Below are 19,792 nucleotides of genomic sequence, written 5' to 3'. Positions count from 1 at the left end.
GTCGATTGCGTCGATCGAACTTTGCTTCCCGAACGGGCGGATGACGCCGCGATCACGTCTTCGCCAACCGGCGGCGCATCCCAGATTCCCCGGCTTGAACGGCCGGCTGCGGGCGACCATCTCGACTGCAAGTCCTGATCCGGGCCCCTCTGGCGAGAGCTGCCGGCGCTTTCGCGATGTCGGATCTTCATTCGGCATTGCGGCCGGCGGGAGATTTCGTCCGTGGATATCGCCTTTCTCGCGGCGCCGTGGCTCGGCACGCCGCTCTGGATGTGGCTCGGCTTCTTCGCCCTGGTGCTCCTCGTCCTCGCCTTCGACCTCGGCATCCTCAACAAGGAAAACCACGAGATCGAGGTGGCCGAAAGCCTGAAGCTGTCGGCCCTCTACATCACCCTCGGCCTCCTCTTCGGCGTCGGCGTCTGGTGGCTGAAAGGGCCCGATCCCGCCATCGACTACGTCACCGGCTTCGTCGTCGAGAAGGCGCTGGCGATGGACAACGTCTTCGTCATCGCGACGATCTTCGCCTTCTTCGCGGTTCCGCGCATCTACCAGCACCGGGTGCTGTTCTGGGGCATCCTCGGCGTCATCGTCCTGCGGGCCATCATGATCGGCTTCGGCGCCGCGCTGGTGAACGAGTTCTCCTGGGTTCTCTACGTCTTCGCGGCTTTCCTGATCGCCACGGGCGTCAAGATGCTCTTCGTCGGCGACAAGGAGCGCCCGCTCGGCGAAAACCCGCTGGTGAAGTTCATGCGCCGGCACCTGAACGTCACCGACGAGCACCACGGCGAGCGCTTCTTCGTCACCAAGCCCGACCCGAAGACCGGAAGGATGACCCGCTACGTCACGCCGCTGTTCATGGCGCTCGTGATGATCGAGATCGCCGACGTGATCTTCGCGGTCGATTCCGTGCCGGCGATCTTCGCCATCACCACCGACCCCTTCATCGTCTACACCTCGAACATCTTCGCCATCCTCGGCCTGCGCGCCCTCTATTTCGCCCTGGCGGCGATGGTCCACCGCTTCGAATATCTGAAGATGGCGCTGTCCTTCGTCCTGATCTTCATCGGCGCCAAGGTGTTCGCCGCCGACCTTCTCGGCATCGACAAGATCCCGCCGGCGATCTCCCTCGGCGCGACCTTCGCGATTCTGGGGGCGGGCGTCGTCTGGAGCCTGTGGAAGACCCGTGGGCGGGAACCCGAGGCCGGCTGAGGGAGCCCCCGGAACGGCTCGAGGCAGAGTGAATACCGCCTGGCGGTAGAAATGAATCCAGTGAAACGCAACCATAGGTAATATGGTTGTCATGACAGATCTTCGAACCGACCCTCTGAAGAACCGCAGCCCGGGCCATACATGGCGTCGTCATTTCGCTCTCGCTCTGGCTGCGAGCCTCGTCGTCGGAGGCCTCTCACCGAACACCACCTTGGCCGCCGGCGGCCAGACCGGCGCCTTGCGCGGAGCGGACCAGATTTCGACCCCGCTCGGCGAGCGGCTTTTCGCCCAGCGGCGGACCTGCCGGTCGGTGTCGAGCTGCGAAGAGGCGGTGCGCCTGTGGTGCGGCGGCTATTCCCGCGCCGACGGCGACAATGACGGCATTCCATGCGAGAACCTCTGCACCTCCAAGCGGGAGGTGGACGAAATCCGCGCGAGGATCGGCTGTTAGGCCGACGAGTTGGTTGCGCTTCGGTGCGCTCAGCTCTCGAGCAGCGCGAACGTCCCGAAAGCCGGCACCTTGACGCCGAGCCGCCTGAAATCCAGCCCGGCGACGAGGCCGAGGATGTTAATCTCCAGCCCGCTCTTCCAGCCGGCCGACAGCCCGGCATATCCGAACAGCGACAGGTGCAGATCCCGCCCGTCCGGATCGAGATAAGCGAGGCGTCCGCCGGTCGGGTAGTCGCGGCCGACCGAGACCGGCGGCAGCGCGACGTCGATCTCAGGCACCTGCCGCATGACATGGGCGACGAAGGAGTTCGAGTTCGGGCCGGGAAAGATGTGATAGCCGCCGCGCATGGCGAAGGGGTAGGTCTCGATCGCCGCCCGTACTTTTGGAATCAGCGCCGCGGCCCGCTCGCCCGTCGCTGCAAAGACGACGCGCGGTTCGTTGGAATACCAGCGCCCGTCGGCGGGATAGCCGTTGTGACGGACAGGCATGCCCCAGCCGACCTTGTCCCAGCGCTCGTATGCCGCCCCATCCGCTTCCTTGACGACGATCCAGCTGTGCTCGGACACGGCTCCCTTCAGCCCGCCGGTACGGGCCGACAGGACGTAGACCCGGGCCTCCGGCACCGTGGCCGCCGCTGGCAGCAGCGCGGAGGACGACCAGTCGGCGGTCCGCCACGAGGTCGCGTGGTCGCCGAGATACCAGATCGCCGCCGAAGCAGCGGCCGGGAGAATGAAGACGAGGAAGAGGCCGAGTGCCAGGAGTTTCAGTTTTCGCATCTTTCCTCTTCACGACGATCCGTCGAGGCGCTCGCAGGCCGGCCCGGTCGCGCTAGTTGTGCCGCTTGTCATCAATCCGGCAGACAGGTCGAAATTATGGAAAACCCCGTCCTCGTGGAAGTGACCCGCGGTGAACTCGTCGAGAGCATCCATCGCGGCGCCTTTGCGCTGGTCGATGGCGACGGTCAGATGGTCGCCAGTGCCGGCGACATCGACCGCCCGGTCTTTCCCCGCTCGGCGGTGAAGCTCCTGCAGGCGATCCCGCTGGTCGAGACCGGCGCCGCCGCCCGCTTCGGGCTCTCCGAGAAGGACCTTTCGCTTGCCTGCGCCTCCCATTCCGGCGAGCCGGAGCATGTGCGCCGCGCCGCCGCGATGCTGCAGAAGGCCGGGCTCGACGAGACCGCCCTCGAATGCGGCAGCCATTGGCCCGGCGAGGCGGACGTCTCGCGCGACATGGCGCGGCGCGGCGAGACCCCTTGCCAGCTGCACAACAACTGCTCGGGCAAGCATGCCGGCTTCCTCCTGACGGCGGCCCATCGCGGCGAGGAGTTGGCCGGCTATGTCGGCCCGAACCACCCGGTCCAGGTCCGGGCGAAGGCGGTCATCGAGGACCTGACCGGCCGCAGCCTCAATGTCGACGTCTGCGGCACCGACGGCTGCTCGATCCCCACCTATGCCGCCCCCTTACGCGACTTCGCTTCGGCTTTCGCGAAGATTGCCTCCGGCAGAGGCATCGAGCCGCAGCGGGCGGAGGCGGCGCGCTCCCTCGTCGATGCCTGCATGGCCGAGCCCTTCGAAATGTCCGGCACCGGGAGAGCCTGCCTGAAGCTCATGCAGGCCGCCCCCGGCAAGGTCTTCGTCAAGACCGGGGCGGAAGGCGTCTTCTGCGGCGCGCTGCCCGAACTCGGCCTCGGCTTCGCCCTGAAGATCGACGACGGTGCGCGGCGGGCGAGCGAGACTCTCGCCGCCGCACTTCTCGCCCGGGCGATGGGCGAGGGCGAGCCGGCACTGGCCGAGACCTTCGCCGCCATGGCCAACGAGGATCTGACCAACTGGCGCGGCACGCGCACCGGCTCTCTGCGGGCGAGACTTCCGGAACGCTGAGACCCGTTGCGGAGCAAGAGTGCCGGGGACCATCGGCTGCAGGCGCATGTGCGGCCGGAAACCGCCGGCCGCAAGCGCGGAAACGCTTATCCTCTCCGGGCGATCGATGGGACTTCTGCCTGGTCGCCGGCTCGTGCCGCGACAGTCAGCCCCGCGAATTGCTGCGATTGCAACTGGTTTTAACGAGTATGATCGCGAAGTTGCTTGACCTTCTCGAGGAAGAGCGTAGTCTTTCAGTTGTCATAATCGTTGACGACGGAGGTTGCGATGGAGCCACCCCAGCAGGTTGCCGCTTAGACACAAGGGCTTGACGCACGGGGTCTTTGCCAGCGGCATTCGACTGTCGGATTTCGGGAGGCGGCCTACGAGCTGCCGGAGCCGTGGAACAGGCTCGACCTTCGCCGCCTCCTGATATTCTTGCCGTTGCCGATGTGCGGCAATGGAAATCTTGCGAATACGTTTCTTTTGCGATGCATCAGGCGGATGAGCGCCCCGGCGTCCCGGTCTGTTGGATTATTTTGAAAAGGCGAGGCTCTCTCCTGGTCTCCCGAGCGCGCAGATCGTCGCGCGCTTCCGTCCTCCCCGGTTTCCATTCTCGCTGGGACCTGCCACCCTCGGTGTGGGCCTGTCGCCCTCGCCCTTCCGTCAATCGGTCTTCTCCGCAGGCTTCCTCGGCGTGCGCGATCTGCCGCGTCGCGCGGCGGGCTTCTTCACAGGCTCCTTCGGTGCTTCGCGGATTTCGATCCCTCCGCCCCCGTCACGGTCGCGCACCTCGAACTCCTTGGTGGCCCGCACGAGGTCGCTCAGCTTCTTGAACCCGTAGGTTCGCGGGTCGAAGTCGGGTGCGAGGTTGAGGATCTGCTTGCCGAACGTCCCGAGATTGGCCCAGCCGTCCTCCGTGTCCATCTGGGCGATCACCCGCAGCATCAGCCGGGTCGCCTCTTCCTGGCCGGCGAGGGGCTTGGCCGCCTTGGTGGTGCTCGCCGGATCGGTGCCGCTGCGCTCGGGCAGGAGGTTTTCCGTATAGATGAAGCGGCGGCAGGCCTGGCGGAAGCTCTCCGGCGTCTTCTGCTCGCCGAAGCCGTAGACGTCGACGCCCTGCTCGCGGATCCGCGCGGCGAGGCGGGTGAAGTCGCTGTCGGATGAGACCAGGCAGAAGCCGTCGAACCGGCCGGAATGGAGAAGGTCCATCGCGTCGATGACGAGGGTGATGTCCGAGGCGTTCTTGCCGATCGTATAGGCGAATTGCTGCTGCGGGACGATCGCGTGGCGGGCGAGGATCTCCACCCAGCCCTTCGAACGCGAGCTGGAAAAGTCCCCATAGACCCGCCTGACGCTGGCCTCGCCGATCTTGGCGATTTCCTCGAACAGCCCGTCGGCGATCTTCGCCGACGCGTTGTCGGCGTCGATCAGCACCGCGAGGCGGCGGGTCGTGTCACTTCGGATGGCGGCCATGAATGTTTCCCTCGCTTCTTCCCGCAGCAATCATAGGCCGGCCGCCGCCGATTTCACGTCCGGGCGGCAAGGCGATCGGTACTCCGGGTCGAGAAGACGTCCGTTGCGGCCGGTAACGGCACCCGCTCATCGGACTGCACACGATTCGTGCGTCCTGCCACGCTCGTGGTATGACGGAAATATGTCGAACGCGCTGAGACTTGCGAGGGGGATTTTCGGCCGTGTCGCGCTTCTCGACATGGACCGGCCGCTTGTCCGCCACGCCCATCCCCACTGCCACGTGCTCCTGAAGGTCGAAGGCGCCGACACGCAGTTTTCCGTCGGCGAGCGCATCGTGCCGCTCACCGACGACAGCGCTGTCCTGATCAATGCGTGGGAGCCTCATGCCTACGCCCATCATGACGGCCAGCCGGCGACGATCATCCTCGCCCTCTATATCGAGCCCAGTTGGCTCGGCGCCTTCCGGCCGAACTGGAAGGCGAGCGGGGCGCCGGATTTCTTTGCCGTGCCGGTCGGCAGCGCGACGCTGCGCATACGCGGTCTGACCCGGGTCCTCGCCGAGGCGATGGTCCACGATCCCGGCAACGCGGACGAGCACGAGCGTCTGCTCGCCGATCTGATGATCGCCGTGATCGAGCGATTTGCCGCCTGGCGGGACGAACCGGCCTCGCTGCGGCTGGCCGCATCCCTCGTCGTCGACCACCGGATCCGCAAGGCCGTGGCGATGATGCGGGACGATCCGCGGGCGGTGAACGACATGGAGGGGCTCGCCCGCGCCGTCGGCCTGTCGCGGGCACATTTCTTCCGCCTGTTCGAAGCGACCCTCAACGTCAGCCCGCGCGTCTATCTCAACGTCCTTCGGCTGGAGCGTGCGGTGCAGGCCGTGGCGGAAGGGACCGAATCCTTCGCAAAGGTCTCCGAAAGCCTCGGCTTTTCGGCTCCGGCGCATTTCTCCCGCTTCTTCCACGACCATGCCGGCTCCTCGCCGACGGCGTTCCGGACCGTCGCGGGCCTTCGCCGAAGCGATTATGAGACTCTTCGGTAACTCGCGCGACGCCTCGGGATCGCGAGACGGCGGCCCGCGCCTCTAACCTCCTGCCAACGATGCCTGGAGGGGCATCAGGGAGGTTCCATGACCGTCAATCCGCCTGCCGACCGCTGGGTCGGCCGATCGGTTCCGCGCATCGAGGACGCCGCGTTGCTCACCGGTCGCGGACGCTTCATCGACGATCTTCCGACGCATGCCGGAACGCTCGCGGCGGCGATCCTGCGCTCGCCCCACGGCCATGCCGCCATCCGTTCGATCGACGCTACGGCAGCCCTGGCGAGCGACGGCGTCGTCGCAGTCGTCACCGGCGACGACGTCCAGCGGCTGACGCGCTCGATGACCGTCGGCGTCAAGGCAAATGTCGAATGCTGGCCGATCGCGACGGACCGTGTCCGCTATGTCGGCGAGCCGGTCGCCATCGTCGTGGCGGCGGACCGCTACCTCGCCGAGGACGCCGCCGAACGGATCGCGGTCGATTACGAGATCCTGCCGGCGGTGGTGGATCCCGAGGCGGCGCTCGGCAGCGACGCGCCGGTTCTCCACCCCTCGCTCGGCTCCAACCTGATCAACGAGCGCAGCTTCTCCTACGGTGATCCGGACGGCGCCTTTGCCGGGGCGGCGCACCGCATCGCCGTCGAGATCGCCTATCCGCGCAATTCCTGCACCCCGATCGAGACCTATGGCGTCGTCGCCGGCTACGACCCGGGGGAGGATGCCTACGACATCCTCGCCAATTTCCAGGGACCGTTCTCGATCCATGCGGTCGTCGCTCGGGCGCTGAAGGTCCCCGGCAATCGGATGCGGCTGCGTACGCCGCCGTCCTCCGGCGGCAGCTACGGCATCAAGCAGGGCGTCTTTCCCTACATGATCCTGATGGGGGTGGCGGCGCGGATCGCCGGCCGGCCGGTGAAGTGGGTCGAGGATCGGCTCGAACATCTCGCCGCTTCCGTCTCCGCGACGAACCGGGTGACCCGGCTGGAAGCCGCCGTCGAGGCGGACGGACGGATCACCGCGCTCGCCTTCGACCAGATCGAGGACTGCGGCGCCCATCTGCGGGCGCCGGAGCCGGCGACGCTCTATCGCATGCACGGCAACATGACCGGTGCCTATGCGATCGCCAACGTCTCGATCCGCAACCGCGTGGTCCTCACCAACAAGACGCCAACCGGGCTCAATCGCGGTTTCGGTGGCCCGCAGATCTACTATCCGCTCGAACGGCTGATGCAGCGGATCGCCCGCCAGCTGAACCTCGACCCGCTGGACGTCGTGCGCCGCAACCTGATCCCGGCCAACGCCTTCCCGTATCGCACGGCGACCGGCGCGCTGCTCGACTCCGGCGACTATCCCGCCGCCCTCGAACGCGCCGTCGTCGAAGGTGGGCTCGGCGAACTCGTCGAGCGCCGCACCAATGCGCGCGCCAAGGGCCGGCTCTACGGCATCGGCATGGCGGCGGTCGTCGAGCCGAGCGTCTCCAACATGGGCTACATCACCACGGTGCTGACGCCGGGCGAGCGCGAAAAGGCCGGCCCGAAGAACGGCGCCCAGGCGACGGCGACGATCGCCATCGATCCCCTGGGCTCGGTGTCGGTCAAGGTCGCCTCGGTTCCGCAGGGCCAGGGGCACCGGACGGTGCTGGCGCAGGTCGTCGCCGACGCGCTCGGGCTCGAACCGTCGGCGATCGCGGTCGTCGCCGACGTCGATACCGCAAGAGACGCCTGGTCGATCGCCTCCGGCAACTATTCGAGCCGCTTCGCCCCGGCCGTGGCGGGCGCCGCCAAGCTCGCCGCCGACCGCATCCGGGCCAAGCTCGAAGCCGTTGCCGCCGGCCAGCTCAACACCATGCCGGCCGACGTCGTCTTTGCCGGCGGGCGCGCCGCCTCGCGGTCGAACCCGGACAATGGGGTGTCCTTCGCGCGGGTCGCGGCGGCCGCTCACTGGGCGCCGGGAACGCTGCCGGAGACGGTCGACCAGACGATCCGCGAGACCGTCTTCTGGACGCCACCCGAATTGTCGGCGCCGAATGGCAGCGACGAGGTCAATTCCTCGCTCTGCCACGGCTTCATCTTCGACTTCTGCGGCGTCGAGGTCGACGCCGTGACCGGCGAGGCCCGGATCGACCGCTACGTGACCATGCACGACTGCGGCACGATCCTGCATCCCGCCATGGTCGAGGGCCAGGTGCGCGGCGGTTTCGCCCATGCGCTCGGCGCCGCGCTCTACGAGGAATACGCCTATGGCGCGGACGGCAGCTTCCAGTCCGGAACGCTCGCCGACTATCTGATCCCGACGGTGATGGAAGTGCCGGAACCGGTGATCCTCCATCACGAGACGCCATCGCCCTTCACGCCGCTCGGTGCCAAGGGTGTCGGCGAGGGGAACTGCATGTCGACGCCGGCCTGCATCGCCAATGCGGTGGCCGACGCGATCGGGGTGGACGATCTCGACCTGCCGCTCACCCCTTCGAAGATCGCCGGGCTTCTGGCCGGCCCGGAGCGGCAGGCGAAGAATCCTCCGCGCCAGGCGCGGGAAGCGCAGCCGGGCGGCCGGCGCAAGCTGACCGGCGAGGGCGCCGCAGAAGTCGCGGCATCGCGCGAGGCCGTCTGGAAGATGCTGCTCGACCCGGCGACGCTGGAAGCGATCATTCCCGGTTCGCACGGCGTCACCCAAGTCTCGGACACGCATTTCACCGCCGACGTCACCCTCGGCGTCGGCCCGGTCAAGGGCCGCTACAAGGCTGAGATCGAGCTCTTCGACCTCGACGAGCCGAACGCCGTCACGCTGCGCGGCACGACGACCGGCGCGCTCGGTTTCGGCGAAGGCGAGGGGCGGATCACCCTCTCCGACACCGGTACTGGCAAAACGAGGATCGCCTACACCTACGAGGCCGGCATCGGCGGCAAGGTCGCCTCCGTCGGCGGCCGGCTCCTCGACGGCGCGGCGCGGGTGGTGATCGGCCAGTTCTTCAAGGCCTTGGCAAACCATGCCGGCGGCGCAAACGGGCCGGGCACCGGCCTGCTCGCGCGGCTCAAGGGGCTGATCGGAGGGCGCTCGTGAAGCCGGCTCCCTTCGACTATGTCCGCGCGGCCTCGCTCGACGAGGCCTTGAGCGCCCTTCACGAGGCCGGCGACGAGGCCCGCGTCATCGCCGGCGGCCAGTCTCTGGTGCCGATGCTGAACATGCGGCTCGCCCGTCCGTCCGTCCTCGTCGACGTCATGCGCATCGGCGAACTCGCCAGGATCGAGCACCGCAAGGGCATGATCACGATCGGCGCCGGGGTCCGGCAGGCCCAGCTGGAGCGCTGGGCGCCGCTCGCCGGGACGCTGCCCCTGGTGGCGTCGATGATGCCGTGGGTCGGCCATGCCCAGACCCGCTCGCGCGGCACGGTCTGCGGCTCGTTCGCCCATGCCGATCCGAGCGCCGAACTGCCGTTGGCGCTGCTCGCGCTGGAAGGCGAGGTTCACCTGCGCTCGAAAAAGGCGCGGCGGGTGCTGCCGGCCGCCGACTTCTTCCTCGGCATGATGGCGACCGCCGCCCAGCCGGGCGAGATGGTCGAGGCGATCGGCTTGCCGGCCCATGGGATAGGGACCGGCACCGCCTTTGCCGAGGTGGCCCGCCGCCACGGCGACTTCGCCATCGTCGCCTGCGCCGCGATCGCAAGGCCGGGCGGGGCGATCCGGCTGGCCGTCGGCGGCGTCGCCGACACGCCGCAGGCGATCGCGCTGCCCGATCCGTCCGATCCGGACTTCGACGACCGGCTCAACGAATTCGCCTGGGCGCTCAACGCCCGCGACGACCTGCACGCCAGCGCCCGCTACCGCCGAGACCTCGTCCGATCGCTGGGGCGCCGCACCGTCGAGGAGGCCGTCTCATGCCGAAGCTGAACCGCGATACCCGAACCGACGTCACCTTTACCCTGAACGGGAAAAAGGTCACCGCCCGGAGCGAGCCGCGGCTGCTGCTGACGGATCTTCTCAGGCACGAGCTCGGCGCCACCGGCACCCATGTCGGCTGCGAGCACGGTGTCTGCGGCGCCTGCACCGTCCGGATCGACGGCGAACCGGCGCGCGCCTGCCTGACGCTGGCGGCCCAGGCCGAGGGCGCGGACATCCAAACGGTGGAAGGGCTCGAGCCGGAGCCGGGCGGGATGTCGCCGCTGCAGGCGGCATTCCGCGAACATTTCGCCCTGCAATGCGGCTTCTGCACCGCCGGCATCCTGATCAGCCTCAAGGCGCTCTTCGACCGGAAGCCGGGCGCGTCCGAACAGGAGATCCGCGAGCAGCTGTCCGGCCATCTCTGCCGCTGCACCGGCTACACGCCGATCGTCCGGGCGGCACTCGCCGCGCAGGCGCAAATGAGGGAGGAGGAACCCCGAAATGCTTGATCTGGGAACCAGTCTGATCGCCAGCGTCGAGCGCGATCCGAAGGCACTGGCGATCTGCGACGGCCCGCTCGAACTCACCTACGAGGCGTGGTTCGGCAAGATTTCCGCGCTCGTCGCCGGCCTCGACGCGCTCGGGCTGAAGCCCGGCGACCACCTTTTGACGCTGATGCAGAACCGCTGGGAAACCGCCTCGCTGCATTGGGCCTGCCAGCTCGCCGGGCTCATCGTCACCCCGCTCAACTGGCGCGCCAAGCCGGACGAGATCGACTATGCCGTCGAAGACGCCGAGGCGAGGGCGATCGTCTACGAGGACGCCACCGCCGAGGCCGTGGCGGGATCGCGGCGGTCCGGCGCATTGCCGAAGCTGAAGGCCGGCGCGGCGGCAGACGGCGCCGAATCCCTCGACGCCCTCATGGAGGGCTCTGCACCGGACGCGACGCCCCGCGCCACCGCCGACGACTGGTCGTTGATGCTCTACACCTCGGGCACCACCTCGCGGCCGAAGGGCGTGCCGCGCCGCCACCGCGCGGAACGGGCCGCCGCCATCGCCCATGTGGCACAGAACCTCTACCGTCACGGGGAATGCACCCTCGGCGTCATGCCGCTCTATCACACGATGGGCGTGCGCTCGCTGCTCGCGACGTCGGTGATCGGCGGGACCTTCGTCTGTCTGCCGCGCTTCGACGTCGCCGGCGCGCTGGACGCGATCGCCGCGCGCAAGGTCACCAATCTCTACCTAGTGCCGACGCTCTACCACGACATCGTCCATCATCCGGCCTTCGCCAGGGAGAAGGTCGCCTCGGTGACGAAGCTCGGCTATGCCGGGGCGTCGATGACCGACGGACTGATGAAGAAGCTCGCCGCCGCCTTCGAGCCGGAACTCTTCGTCAATCACTACGGCTCCTCGGAAGTCTACACCTTCACCATCGATCAGAACGCCGCGAAGAAGCCCGGCTCGGCCGGCCGTGCCGGGATCAACCAGCGCGTCCGCGTCGTGCCGCTCGGTGCCAAGGATGCCAACGTCCTGGCAAAGCCCGGCGAGGAGGGTGAGATCGTCGCCTCGCTGCTCGGCGACGAGAGCTTCGAGGGCTATTGGAAGCGTCCCGAGGCGACCGCGAAGTCGCTGCGCGACGGCTGGTACTTCACCGGCGACACCGGCTTCTTCGACCAGGACGGCGACCTTTTCGTCACCGGCCGCGCCGACGACATGATCATCACCGGCGGCGAGAACGTCTCGCCGGTCGAGGTCGAGAGCTGCCTGTCGCTCCATCCGGACGTCGTCGAAGTCGCCGTCGTCGGTCTTCCCGACGAGCGGTGGGGCAAGATCGTCGCCGCCTTCGTCAAGCGCTCGGCGCCGATCGGCGAGGCCGAGCTCGACGCCCACTGCAAGACCTCCGGGCTCGCCAACTTCCGCCGGCCGAGGGCCTACGTCTTCGTCGACGAGATCCCGAAATCGCCGGTCGGCAAGCTGCTCCGCCGCAAGCTGGTCGCCGGCGAATACCAGGCCGAGGCCGCGGCCTCGCCGGCCCGCACGACCGAACTTTCCTGATCAATCCAAGGACGAGAAGACCGTCATGAGCGACATTTACGCCTTTTCCGATCCGCGCCTTGCCGAACTCGACGGCTTCCGCGTCACCCTCGATGCGGCGAAGCAGCGCGCCGACGTCATCCTCGACCGCCCGCCGCTCAACGTCATCTCGATGGCCGCGCGGGATCAGTTGCGCCTCGTCTTCGAGACGCTGGACGAGGACGAGCGCGTTCGCATCGTCGTCCTGTCGGGCACCGGCGAGCACTTTTCCTCCGGCGGCAACATCAAGGGCTTCATGGAGGCGAGCCCCGAGCACGTCTCGAAACTCGCCTGGAACGTCGCGGCGCCCGCCCGCTGCTCCAAGCCGGTCATCGCCGCCAATCGCGGCTACACCTTCGGCGTCGGCTTCGAGATCTCGCTCGCCTGCGATTTCCGCATCGTCTCCGAGACCTGCCGCTATGCGCTGCCCGAGCAGAAGCTCGGCCAGATCCCCGGATCGGGCGGATCGGCGCGGCTACAGAAGATCGTCGGCGTCACCCGCACCAAGGACATCGTCATGCGCTCGAAGCGCATTCCCGGCCAGACGGCCGCCGACTGGGGCATCGCCACCGAATGCGTCGCCGACGCGGATCTGGAGACGACCGTCGACGCGCTGGTCGACGAGCTTCTGGCCTTCTCGCCGCTCGCCCAGCGCACCGCCAAGAAGATGCTCAACGACACCGACGACGCCTTCCTGACGACGGCGATCGAGATCGAGGGCCTCAACTACAGCCGCCTGCGCCAATCCGAGGACTTCAAGGAGGGCGTCGAGGCCTTCCACGAAAAGCGCAAGGCGAACTTCACCGGCCGCTGAGCGGTCCGGCCGATCAACGCGCGTCGGCCCGGCGAGTGAGGCGTTCGCGTCGCGCGCATCGACAGGGTCAACAAGGGAGGAAAGCATGGAAACTGCAAGACGAGGGCTCTTCGAGCCCGGGCCGGGGATCGGTGCGGGGCTGCGCGATCTGCCGGCAAACATCAATCTGAAGACCGGCAGCGCCGGTCTGGTCGCGGCAATCTTCGGCTGTTCGGGGCCGGCGCTGATCGTCATCGGCGCGGCCGGTGCCGGCAAGCTGTCCGAGGGCCAGACGGTCGCGTGGCTCCTGGCGATCTATGGCCTCGGCGGCCTGATCAGCTTCGTCATGGGCCTCTATTACAAGATGCCGATCACCGGCGCCTATTCGATCCCGGGCGCGGCCCTCGTCGCCGGCTCGCTCGCCACCTTTCCCTTCGACCAGGCCGTTGGCGCCTTCGTCATGGCGGGGGTGCTCGTCCTCATCCTCGGGGTGACCGGCCTCATCGGCAAGCTGATGCGCTGGCTGCCCATGCCGATCGTCATGGCGATGATCGCCGGCGCGCTCATCCGCTTCGGCATCGGTGCGGTGAACGCCGTCTCGGCACTGCCGATCGTCGTCGGTGCGGCGGTCGTCGCCTTCTTCCTGTCGATGCGCTTCCTGAAGGTCGTTCCGCCGGTTCTCTCCGCCCTCGTCGTCGGGTTGGTCGCCGTCGCATTCACCGGCTCCTTCGGCACCAACGAAGCGGGCATCAGCTTCGTCCTGCCGGAACTCACTGCGCCGAGCTTCACGATCGACGCCTTCCTCGCCATCGCGGTGCCGCTGGCGATCCTGGTCGTCGGCGCTGAAAACGCCCAGGCGACCGGCGTGCTTATGGCGGAAAAATACCCCGCGCCCGTCAATGCGATGACCATCATCTCCGGTATCGGCGGCATCCTCGCCGGCTTCCTTGGCGGCCACAACGCCAATATCGCCGGACCGATGACGGCGATCTGCTCGTCCGACCAGGCCGGCGAGCGGCGGGAAGGTCGGTATGCCGCGACGGTGATCAATGGTGTCCTCTTCGCCGGATTCGGCGTCTTCGCCGGCGCCGTCGTGCCGCTGATCCTGATGCTCCCCGGACCGCTGATCGGCGCCGTCGCGGGCCTCGCCATGATCAACGTCCTCGTCATGGCCTTCCAGTCGGCCTTCTCGAAGCCGGCGGGCTATCAGATCGGCGCCTTCGTCGCCTTGATCGTCGCGATGTCGAACGTCTCGATCCTCGGGATCAGCGCGCCGTTCTGGGCCCTCTTGTTCGGAGCGGTCGTCTCGATGCTGGTCGAGAAGCCGGTGGAAGGCATCGACGGTGGAGGCGCTGCCATTGGCGCCCGCGAACCCGCCTGACCTATCGCTTCTCATGCTCGGACTGCATTGCTTGCGCACCGGGGCCTCTGGCTCCGGTGCGTTGTTCTTTCGGCGAACGGGCCCGGGAACGCCGGGGGTACCTTGGGCGGGGCCGGTGGTCGGCCGGTTTCCGACCCCGACTGGCGGAAGACGCAGGCTTCAGTGCACCGAGGCTCGGCGCTCCGGCGTCGTTGATCACCGTGCTTGATCGCTGCTGGCGTTGCGGCGAGGTTCCGCGCAGGCGTTCAGGAAGGCTGCGATGCCCCGCTGAGCCGAAAATTCCGATCGACGATGGCAAGGGCACTTGCATTCGCTCAATCGAGTCGGTAGACGCCGCAGCCGTAACGTACGGTACGGTACTGATGGATTTGGCGGCGACGATATCCGAAGGCACGAACGGGGTGAGCGACGCCGGCGATGACCCGACGCCGCGCCAGAAAGCCGTGCTCGACGCCGCCCTGGCCCTGATCGTCGATCCGAAGGCCGCACTGACCATGTCGAGTCTCGCCAGGGCCGCCTCCTGCTCGAAGGAATCGCTCTACAAGTGGTTCGGCGACCGCGACGGCCTGTTGACCGCGACGGTGCAGTGGCAGGCCGCGAAGGTTCGCGGCATGCCGGTCAGGCGGGAAGAGCTCGGGCGCGACAGGCTCGAGGCCAGTCTCGAGCGCTTTGCCGCCGACTGGTTGACGGTACTTTCGGGCGAGACATCGGTGGCGCTCAACCGTCTCGCCATTGGCGATGCAGCAGGCGGGGGAGGACGCAATCTCGGGCGGATCGTCTTGCAGAACGGCCCGGTCGCCATGGGCCGGCGGCTGACGCCTCTGCTCGAACTCGGTCGCGAGGCGGGGCTGCTCGCCTTCGACGATGCCGGCGAGGCGTTTCGCGATTTCTTCGGCCTGGTCGTGCGCGACGTCCAGATCCGGCTGCTCCTCGGCGACAGGATCGATCTCTCGCCATCCGACATCCGCGTCGGCGCGGCTCGCGCCACGCGACAGTTTCTGGTCCTCTACGGGGCCGGTCAGCGGCCCGACGGGCCACAATCTGCAAACCCAGACTTTGCAAGCATAGGGAAGGAATGACCATGCGCGTCTATTACGATCGCGACGCCGATCTCAATCTCATCAAGGGCAAGAAGGTCGCCGTCATCGGCTACGGCTCCCAGGGCCGCGCCCATGCGCTGAACCTGAAGGACTCCGGCGTGCCGGACGTCGCCATCGCGCTGCGCGCCGGCTCTGCAACGGCCAAGAAGGCCGAGGCCGACGGCTTCAAGGTCATGTCCGTCGCCGAAGTCGCCAAATGGGCCGACCTGATGATGATGGCGACGCCGGACGAGCTCCAGGCCGACATCTACCGCGACGAGATCGCCCCCAACATCCGGGACGGCGCGGCGATCGCCTTCGCTCACGGCCTCAACGTCCATTTCGGCCTGATCGAGCCGAAATCCACCGTCGACGTCCTGATGGTCGCGCCGAAGGGCCCGGGCCACACGGTGCGTTCGGAATATCAGCGCGGCGGCGGCGTTCCCTGCCTCGTCGCGGTCCACCAGGACGCTTCCGGCAACGCTCTCGATCTCGGCCTGTCCTACGCCTCGGGCGTCGGCGGCGGCCGCTCGGGCATCATCGAGACGACCTTCCAGGAAGAGTGCGAGACCGATCTCTTCGGCGAGCAGGTGGTGCTCTGCGGCGGCCTGGTGGAGCTCATCCGGGCTGGCTTCGAGACGCTGGTCGAGGCCGGCTACGCGCCGGAGATGGCCTATTTCGAGTGCCTCCACGAGGTCAAGCTGATCGTCGACCTCATCTATGAGGGCGGCATCGCCAACATGAACTACTCGATCTCCAACACTGCCGAGTGGGGCGAATACGTCTCCGGCCCGCGCATCATCACCGCCGAGACCAAGGCCGAGATGAAGCGCGTGCTGAACGATATCCAGACCGGCAAGTTCACCTCGGAATGGATGCAGGAATACCGTTCGGGCGCTGCGCGCTTCAAGGGCATCCGCCGCAAGAACGACAAGCACCAGATCGAAGAGGTCGGCGAGAAGCTGCGCGGCATGATGCCGTGGATCAAGTCCAACGCCCTGGTCGACAAGGCCCGCAACTGATCTGACAGGCCGGAGCCCTCCGTCCATCCACAGCGTCTTCTCCTCGCCCGTCCTCGCCGCTTCGCGGCTACGGTCGGGCGGGGATTAGGTGCAACGCGGTGGTCGAGGAGAAGCGCCGCTGATCCGAAGCCCAGGTTCCTCCGGGTCCAGGCTTCTTGGGATTCATTTGCCCTGCCGCGCCGTTGTCGGCAATCGGTGGAGCAGAATCACGCCCGCATGTGCCGGTTTCTTCCGGACATGCGGGCGTTTTTGCGAGGTTCGCTCGACTTGTCTCGCCGAACTTCACGGAATGGAAACCGTGGTTGCGACAAAATGGCGTCCGTAAAGGTTCTGGAGGCCTAGCATGACCGCGACAGTGCCTGAATTCGACGGGGCAGAGCGCCGAAGCGCGCCGCGCATGCGCGTCCTCAAGCGGGCGAAGCTGATCTTCAATGGTGGGTTCTCCACCTTCGACTGCATCGTGCGCAACGTCTCGGCGACCGGGGCGCTGCTCACCATCGACGACAGCGTCCAACTGCCGAAGGAGTTCCGCATCCGCATCGGCGACGAACAGGCGATGCGTCCGGCCGAGTTGATCTATCGCCGCTCGCTGTTCGCCGGCATCAGGTTTCTCGATCTCGGCGAGCGCGGCGCGGGCGGTTTCCCGCTGGCGCGAAGCCACGCCGAGACGGACGGCGGCGACGACAGTGCCGGCGGCGAGCGGCCCCAGGGCATTCGGCGGCTCGTCCCCGAGGCTCTCCCAGAGGCGGTCACCTGCCGGTTCGCCTGGCACCATCACGGATCCCGCCGAAGCTGATTCCCGCGTCCATGACCGATGCCGTCGCGGCAGACCTCGAACGAAGGCGCCCGTCAGGGTGAAACTTGCCCGAATTTTGGTTCCGGCCAACCCCCATCCGGTTTCAATCCGACGGAGCTCGGCACCAACATCGCGAAAGAGTGAAATCGAGGGTGGACAGGTCGGAACACGCGCTTTATACAGCCGCCATCCGCGAAGGCGGCCCGGCGGGTGATTAGCTCAGTTGGTAGAGCAGCTGACTCTTAATCAGCGGGTCGTAGGTTCGATCCCTACATCACCCACCATTCTCGCGCAGCTTGCGTTTCGATTGATGTGAATGCTCGCCTCGAGGCGATTTTCGCTGCTCGCAGCAGTGTGTCCCGGGATTGCTCCCACTCGATCGAATGTTCCGTCGATTCCTGGCCATCCCGGCGTCGAGAGGGACGACGACGTTCCGGATCAGTCCGCCTTCGTCGTCGCCGACGCGATCGTCTCGGCCTCGACGTGTCGATCCAGGCGCAGATCATCAAGCTCTTGCAGGACATGCAGGAGGATAGGACTTCTCCTTCCTGTTCATCACCCACGACCTCGCCGTGGTTCGCCCTCGTTTGAACTCGTGCGGTGTTTCATATCGCGCGGCTTGCCGGAAAAATCCTTCTTCTGCCACCTCGGCATCGTGCCAGGCTTTGTCAGGGCGGGACTTATCGTTGACTACGACGATAAAAATCGTTCGATAATATTATTTCATCTTTTGCAAGTCACTGCCGCAGCCAGTGTTCTGCTTCTGCGAATATCACGCCAAGATGCAAGTCGTATCAGGTGGTGGCTGATTTTTCTCTTCGCTTACTATCGTGCTGTCCGGGCCTTTTTGAATGCGCCGGTGGACGACCTCCGCATCGGCTCCCGCTGTTACTGGAGCGGTTGCGGAACGCAGACGAAATCATCAGGGGAATCTGGGCATTAACGGTTTGTTAACCGGGGTCTCGCGCAAGCTTGAACCGGCATTGTCCGTCGCGACTCATCATAGCAGTTCGTGCGTAGCGAGGAGTGATCCATGGCTTTGGCCATTGGCGGGCAAGCCCAGCAAATCTTGACGAATCTTTCCGGTCTCGGGGCGCGCAAGCTCTCCGCGCTCGGCCTCGTCGGCTTTCTGGTGGTGGCACTAGTCGGTCTTGGAAGTTATTATCTGTCGCGGCCGGACATGGAGGTCCTCTATTCCGGCCTCGATCGCACCGACGTGACGCGTATCGGCGCGGCGTTGACGGAAGCCGGCATCGCCTTCGACGTCAGCGCCAAGGGTGATGCGATCCTGACGCCGTTCGCCCAGACGGCGCCGGCCCGCATGCTGCTCGCCGAGAAGGGGCTGCCGCGTTCGGAGAATGCCGGCTACGAGTTGTTCGACAATCTCGGTTCGATCGGCCTTACCTCGTTCATGCAGGAGATCACCCGGGTGCGGGCGCTGGAAGGCGAGATCGCCCGGACGATCCAGTCGCTCGCCCATATTCGGGCGGCGCGGGTCCACATCGTCCTGCCCGACGAGGGCAGCTTTCGCCGCAACGAGAGGAAGCCCTCGGCGAGCGTCGTCATTCGCACCGACCAGCCGGAGGATTTCGCCTCGGCCCAGTCGATCCGCCACCTCGTCTCGTCCGCCATTCCCGGCATGACGCCGGACGAGGTGACGATCCTGTCTTCCGACGGCACGCTTTTGGCATCAGGCGACGATTCCGCCTCGAGCGCGCCGACGAAGCTCTTCGGCATCGAGCGCATCGTCGCCAAAAGCGTCGAGGATTCGATCCGCCGCACCCTGTCGCCCTATCTCGGCATCGGCAACTTCCAGACCTCCGTCACGGCCCGGCTCAACACCGACCGAAGGCTGATCTCCGAGCGGACCTTCGATCCGGACGTGCGCGTCGAGCGCTCCACCCGCACCATCCGCGAGAACGCCCAGAGCGAGAATTCGACCAAGGAGAACGCCGTCGGCGTCCAGCAGGACATCCAGCCCGCCGGCGGCGCGGCCCAGACCAACAGTGGTCAGTCCTCGAAGGACAATAACGAGCGGCGCGAGGAACTCACCAACTACGAGATCAACGAAAAGACGGTGCAGACGACGAGCGAAGGCTACAGCGTCGAGAAGCTGTCGGTCGCGGTCGTCGTCAACCGGGCGCGCCTCAAGGAATCGCTCGGCGAGAATGCCACCGATGCGCAGATCGATGCCCGGCTGGCCGAACTCCAGGCCCTCATCGCCTCGGCTGCGGGCATTTCCGATCAGCGCGGCGACCAGCTGAAGATGACCGCCGTCGACTTCATCGCCTCCGACAGCGCTCTCGAGCCGATCCCGGGCCCCGGCATAGGCGAGATGTTCATGCGCCAGTCCGGCACGCTGATCAACGCCTTCACCATCCTTGCCGTCGCCGTCATGGTGATCTGGTTCGGTCTCAAGCCGGCGATCCGGGCGATCGTCCAGACGCCGGGCGGGGAGAACTCGGCCCTGGCGCTCGAAGACGGTGCGCTCCCGGGCATCGGCGCCGAGGAGGGCCCGGGCGGGCTCGAACTGCCGGGCGGTTTCGAGTTCGCACAAGGTACGCCGGATATATCCCAGTTCGGCGGCGGCGTGCCGGCCTTCCTCGGACAATTCGACGAAGCCGAGGATGTGAGTCCGCGGGCTCGTATCGCGCAACTGCTCGATCAGGACGAGTTGAAGGCCGCGAATGTGCTCAAGCAATGGATCAACCACAAAGAGGCGGCGTAAGG

The 19,792-nt window shown here is 66.8% G+C and carries 16 protein-coding genes and 1 tRNA gene; 15 read left to right on the top strand and 2 right to left on the bottom strand.

Annotation, left to right across the window (positions count from 1 at the left end):
- Positions 1-270 precede the first annotated feature (270 nt).
- Both GTK09_RS10700 and GTK09_RS27425 read left to right on the top strand, forming a co-directional pair.
- Positions 271-1,209 (top strand): TerC family protein, encoded by a 939-nt coding sequence (locus GTK09_RS10700; protein WP_203560983.1) that lies wholly within the window; start codon positions 271-273, stop codon positions 1,207-1,209.
- A gap of 91 nt (positions 1,210-1,300) precedes the next feature.
- Positions 1,301-1,660 (top strand): excalibur calcium-binding domain-containing protein, encoded by a 360-nt coding sequence (locus GTK09_RS27425; protein ID WP_246217837.1) that lies wholly within the window; start codon positions 1,301-1,303, stop codon positions 1,658-1,660.
- Positions 1,661-1,689: 29 nt separating this feature from the next.
- Here the strand turns inward: GTK09_RS27425 and GTK09_RS10690 are convergent, their stop codons facing one another.
- Positions 1,690-2,436 (bottom strand): DUF3750 domain-containing protein, encoded by a 747-nt coding sequence (locus GTK09_RS10690; protein WP_163463149.1) that lies wholly within the window; start codon positions 2,434-2,436, stop codon positions 1,690-1,692.
- 96 nt (positions 2,437-2,532) lie between these two features.
- Between GTK09_RS10690 and GTK09_RS10685 the strand changes: the two genes are divergently transcribed.
- The gene (locus GTK09_RS10685) at positions 2,533-3,540 is read left to right on the top strand and encodes an asparaginase (RefSeq protein WP_163463148.1); all 1,008 of its coding nucleotides are present in this window, start codon (positions 2,533-2,535) and stop codon (positions 3,538-3,540) included.
- A gap of 645 nt (positions 3,541-4,185) precedes the next feature.
- Here GTK09_RS10685 and GTK09_RS10680 read toward each other — a convergent pair.
- On the bottom strand, positions 4,186-4,995 hold the full coding sequence (locus GTK09_RS10680) for an NYN domain-containing protein (protein WP_163463147.1): 810 nt from the start codon (positions 4,993-4,995) through the stop codon (positions 4,186-4,188).
- Between the two features lie 181 nt (positions 4,996-5,176).
- Between GTK09_RS10680 and GTK09_RS10675 the strand changes: the two genes are divergently transcribed.
- From GTK09_RS10675 to fliF, 12 genes are all read left to right on the top strand, one after another.
- Positions 5,177-6,040, top strand: a complete 864-nt coding sequence (locus tag GTK09_RS10675; RefSeq protein ID WP_163463146.1) for a helix-turn-helix transcriptional regulator — start codon at positions 5,177-5,179, stop codon at positions 6,038-6,040.
- 87 nt (positions 6,041-6,127) lie between these two features.
- Positions 6,128-9,097: a xanthine dehydrogenase family protein molybdopterin-binding subunit gene (locus GTK09_RS10670; RefSeq protein ID WP_163463145.1), complete on the top strand. Its 2,970-nt coding sequence runs from the start codon at positions 6,128-6,130 to the stop codon at positions 9,095-9,097.
- Positions 9,094-9,924: an FAD binding domain-containing protein gene (locus GTK09_RS10665; protein WP_163463144.1), complete on the top strand. Its 831-nt coding sequence runs from the start codon at positions 9,094-9,096 to the stop codon at positions 9,922-9,924. The genes GTK09_RS10670 and GTK09_RS10665 overlap by 4 nt, the downstream gene beginning before the upstream one ends.
- Positions 9,912-10,424 carry a (2Fe-2S)-binding protein gene (locus GTK09_RS10660; protein WP_163463143.1) on the top strand — a complete coding sequence of 171 codons (513 nt, stop codon included), beginning with the start codon at positions 9,912-9,914 and terminating at the stop codon, positions 10,422-10,424. Before GTK09_RS10665 ends, GTK09_RS10660 begins: the two co-directional genes overlap by 13 nt.
- Positions 10,417-11,973 (top strand): AMP-binding protein, encoded by a 1,557-nt coding sequence (locus GTK09_RS10655; protein WP_163463142.1) that lies wholly within the window; start codon positions 10,417-10,419, stop codon positions 11,971-11,973. Before GTK09_RS10660 ends, GTK09_RS10655 begins: the two co-directional genes overlap by 8 nt.
- A gap of 25 nt (positions 11,974-11,998) precedes the next feature.
- On the top strand, positions 11,999-12,805 hold the full coding sequence (locus GTK09_RS10650) for an enoyl-CoA hydratase/isomerase family protein (RefSeq protein WP_163463141.1): 807 nt from the start codon (positions 11,999-12,001) through the stop codon (positions 12,803-12,805).
- A gap of 85 nt (positions 12,806-12,890) precedes the next feature.
- The gene (locus tag GTK09_RS10645) at positions 12,891-14,165 is read left to right on the top strand and encodes a benzoate/H(+) symporter BenE family transporter (RefSeq protein ID WP_163463140.1); all 1,275 of its coding nucleotides are present in this window, start codon (positions 12,891-12,893) and stop codon (positions 14,163-14,165) included.
- Between the two features lie 362 nt (positions 14,166-14,527).
- Complete coding sequence (locus GTK09_RS10640; protein ID WP_163463139.1) at positions 14,528-15,244, top strand: TetR/AcrR family transcriptional regulator C-terminal domain-containing protein; 717 nt, start codon at positions 14,528-14,530, stop codon at positions 15,242-15,244.
- 2 nt (positions 15,245-15,246) lie between these two features.
- A complete protein-coding gene (gene ilvC, locus GTK09_RS10635; RefSeq protein WP_163463138.1) occupies positions 15,247-16,266 on the top strand; it encodes a ketol-acid reductoisomerase in 1,020 nt (339 codons plus the stop codon).
- A gap of 343 nt (positions 16,267-16,609) precedes the next feature.
- A complete protein-coding gene (locus GTK09_RS10630; RefSeq protein WP_163463137.1) occupies positions 16,610-17,062 on the top strand; it encodes a PilZ domain-containing protein in 453 nt (150 codons plus the stop codon).
- 208 nt (positions 17,063-17,270) lie between these two features.
- Positions 17,271-17,346, top strand: a tRNA-Lys gene (locus tag GTK09_RS10625).
- 749 nt (positions 17,347-18,095) lie between these two features.
- Positions 18,096-19,790 carry a flagellar basal-body MS-ring/collar protein FliF gene (fliF, locus tag GTK09_RS10620; protein WP_163463136.1) on the top strand — a complete coding sequence of 565 codons (1,695 nt, stop codon included), beginning with the start codon at positions 18,096-18,098 and terminating at the stop codon, positions 19,788-19,790.
- Positions 19,791-19,792: the final 2 nt, after the last annotated feature.

Source organism: Jiella pacifica (genome assembly GCF_010500815.1).
Lineage (GTDB): Bacteria > Pseudomonadota > Alphaproteobacteria > Rhizobiales > Rhizobiaceae > Jiella > Jiella pacifica.
This window is presented reverse-complemented; position numbering and strand designations above follow the sequence as displayed.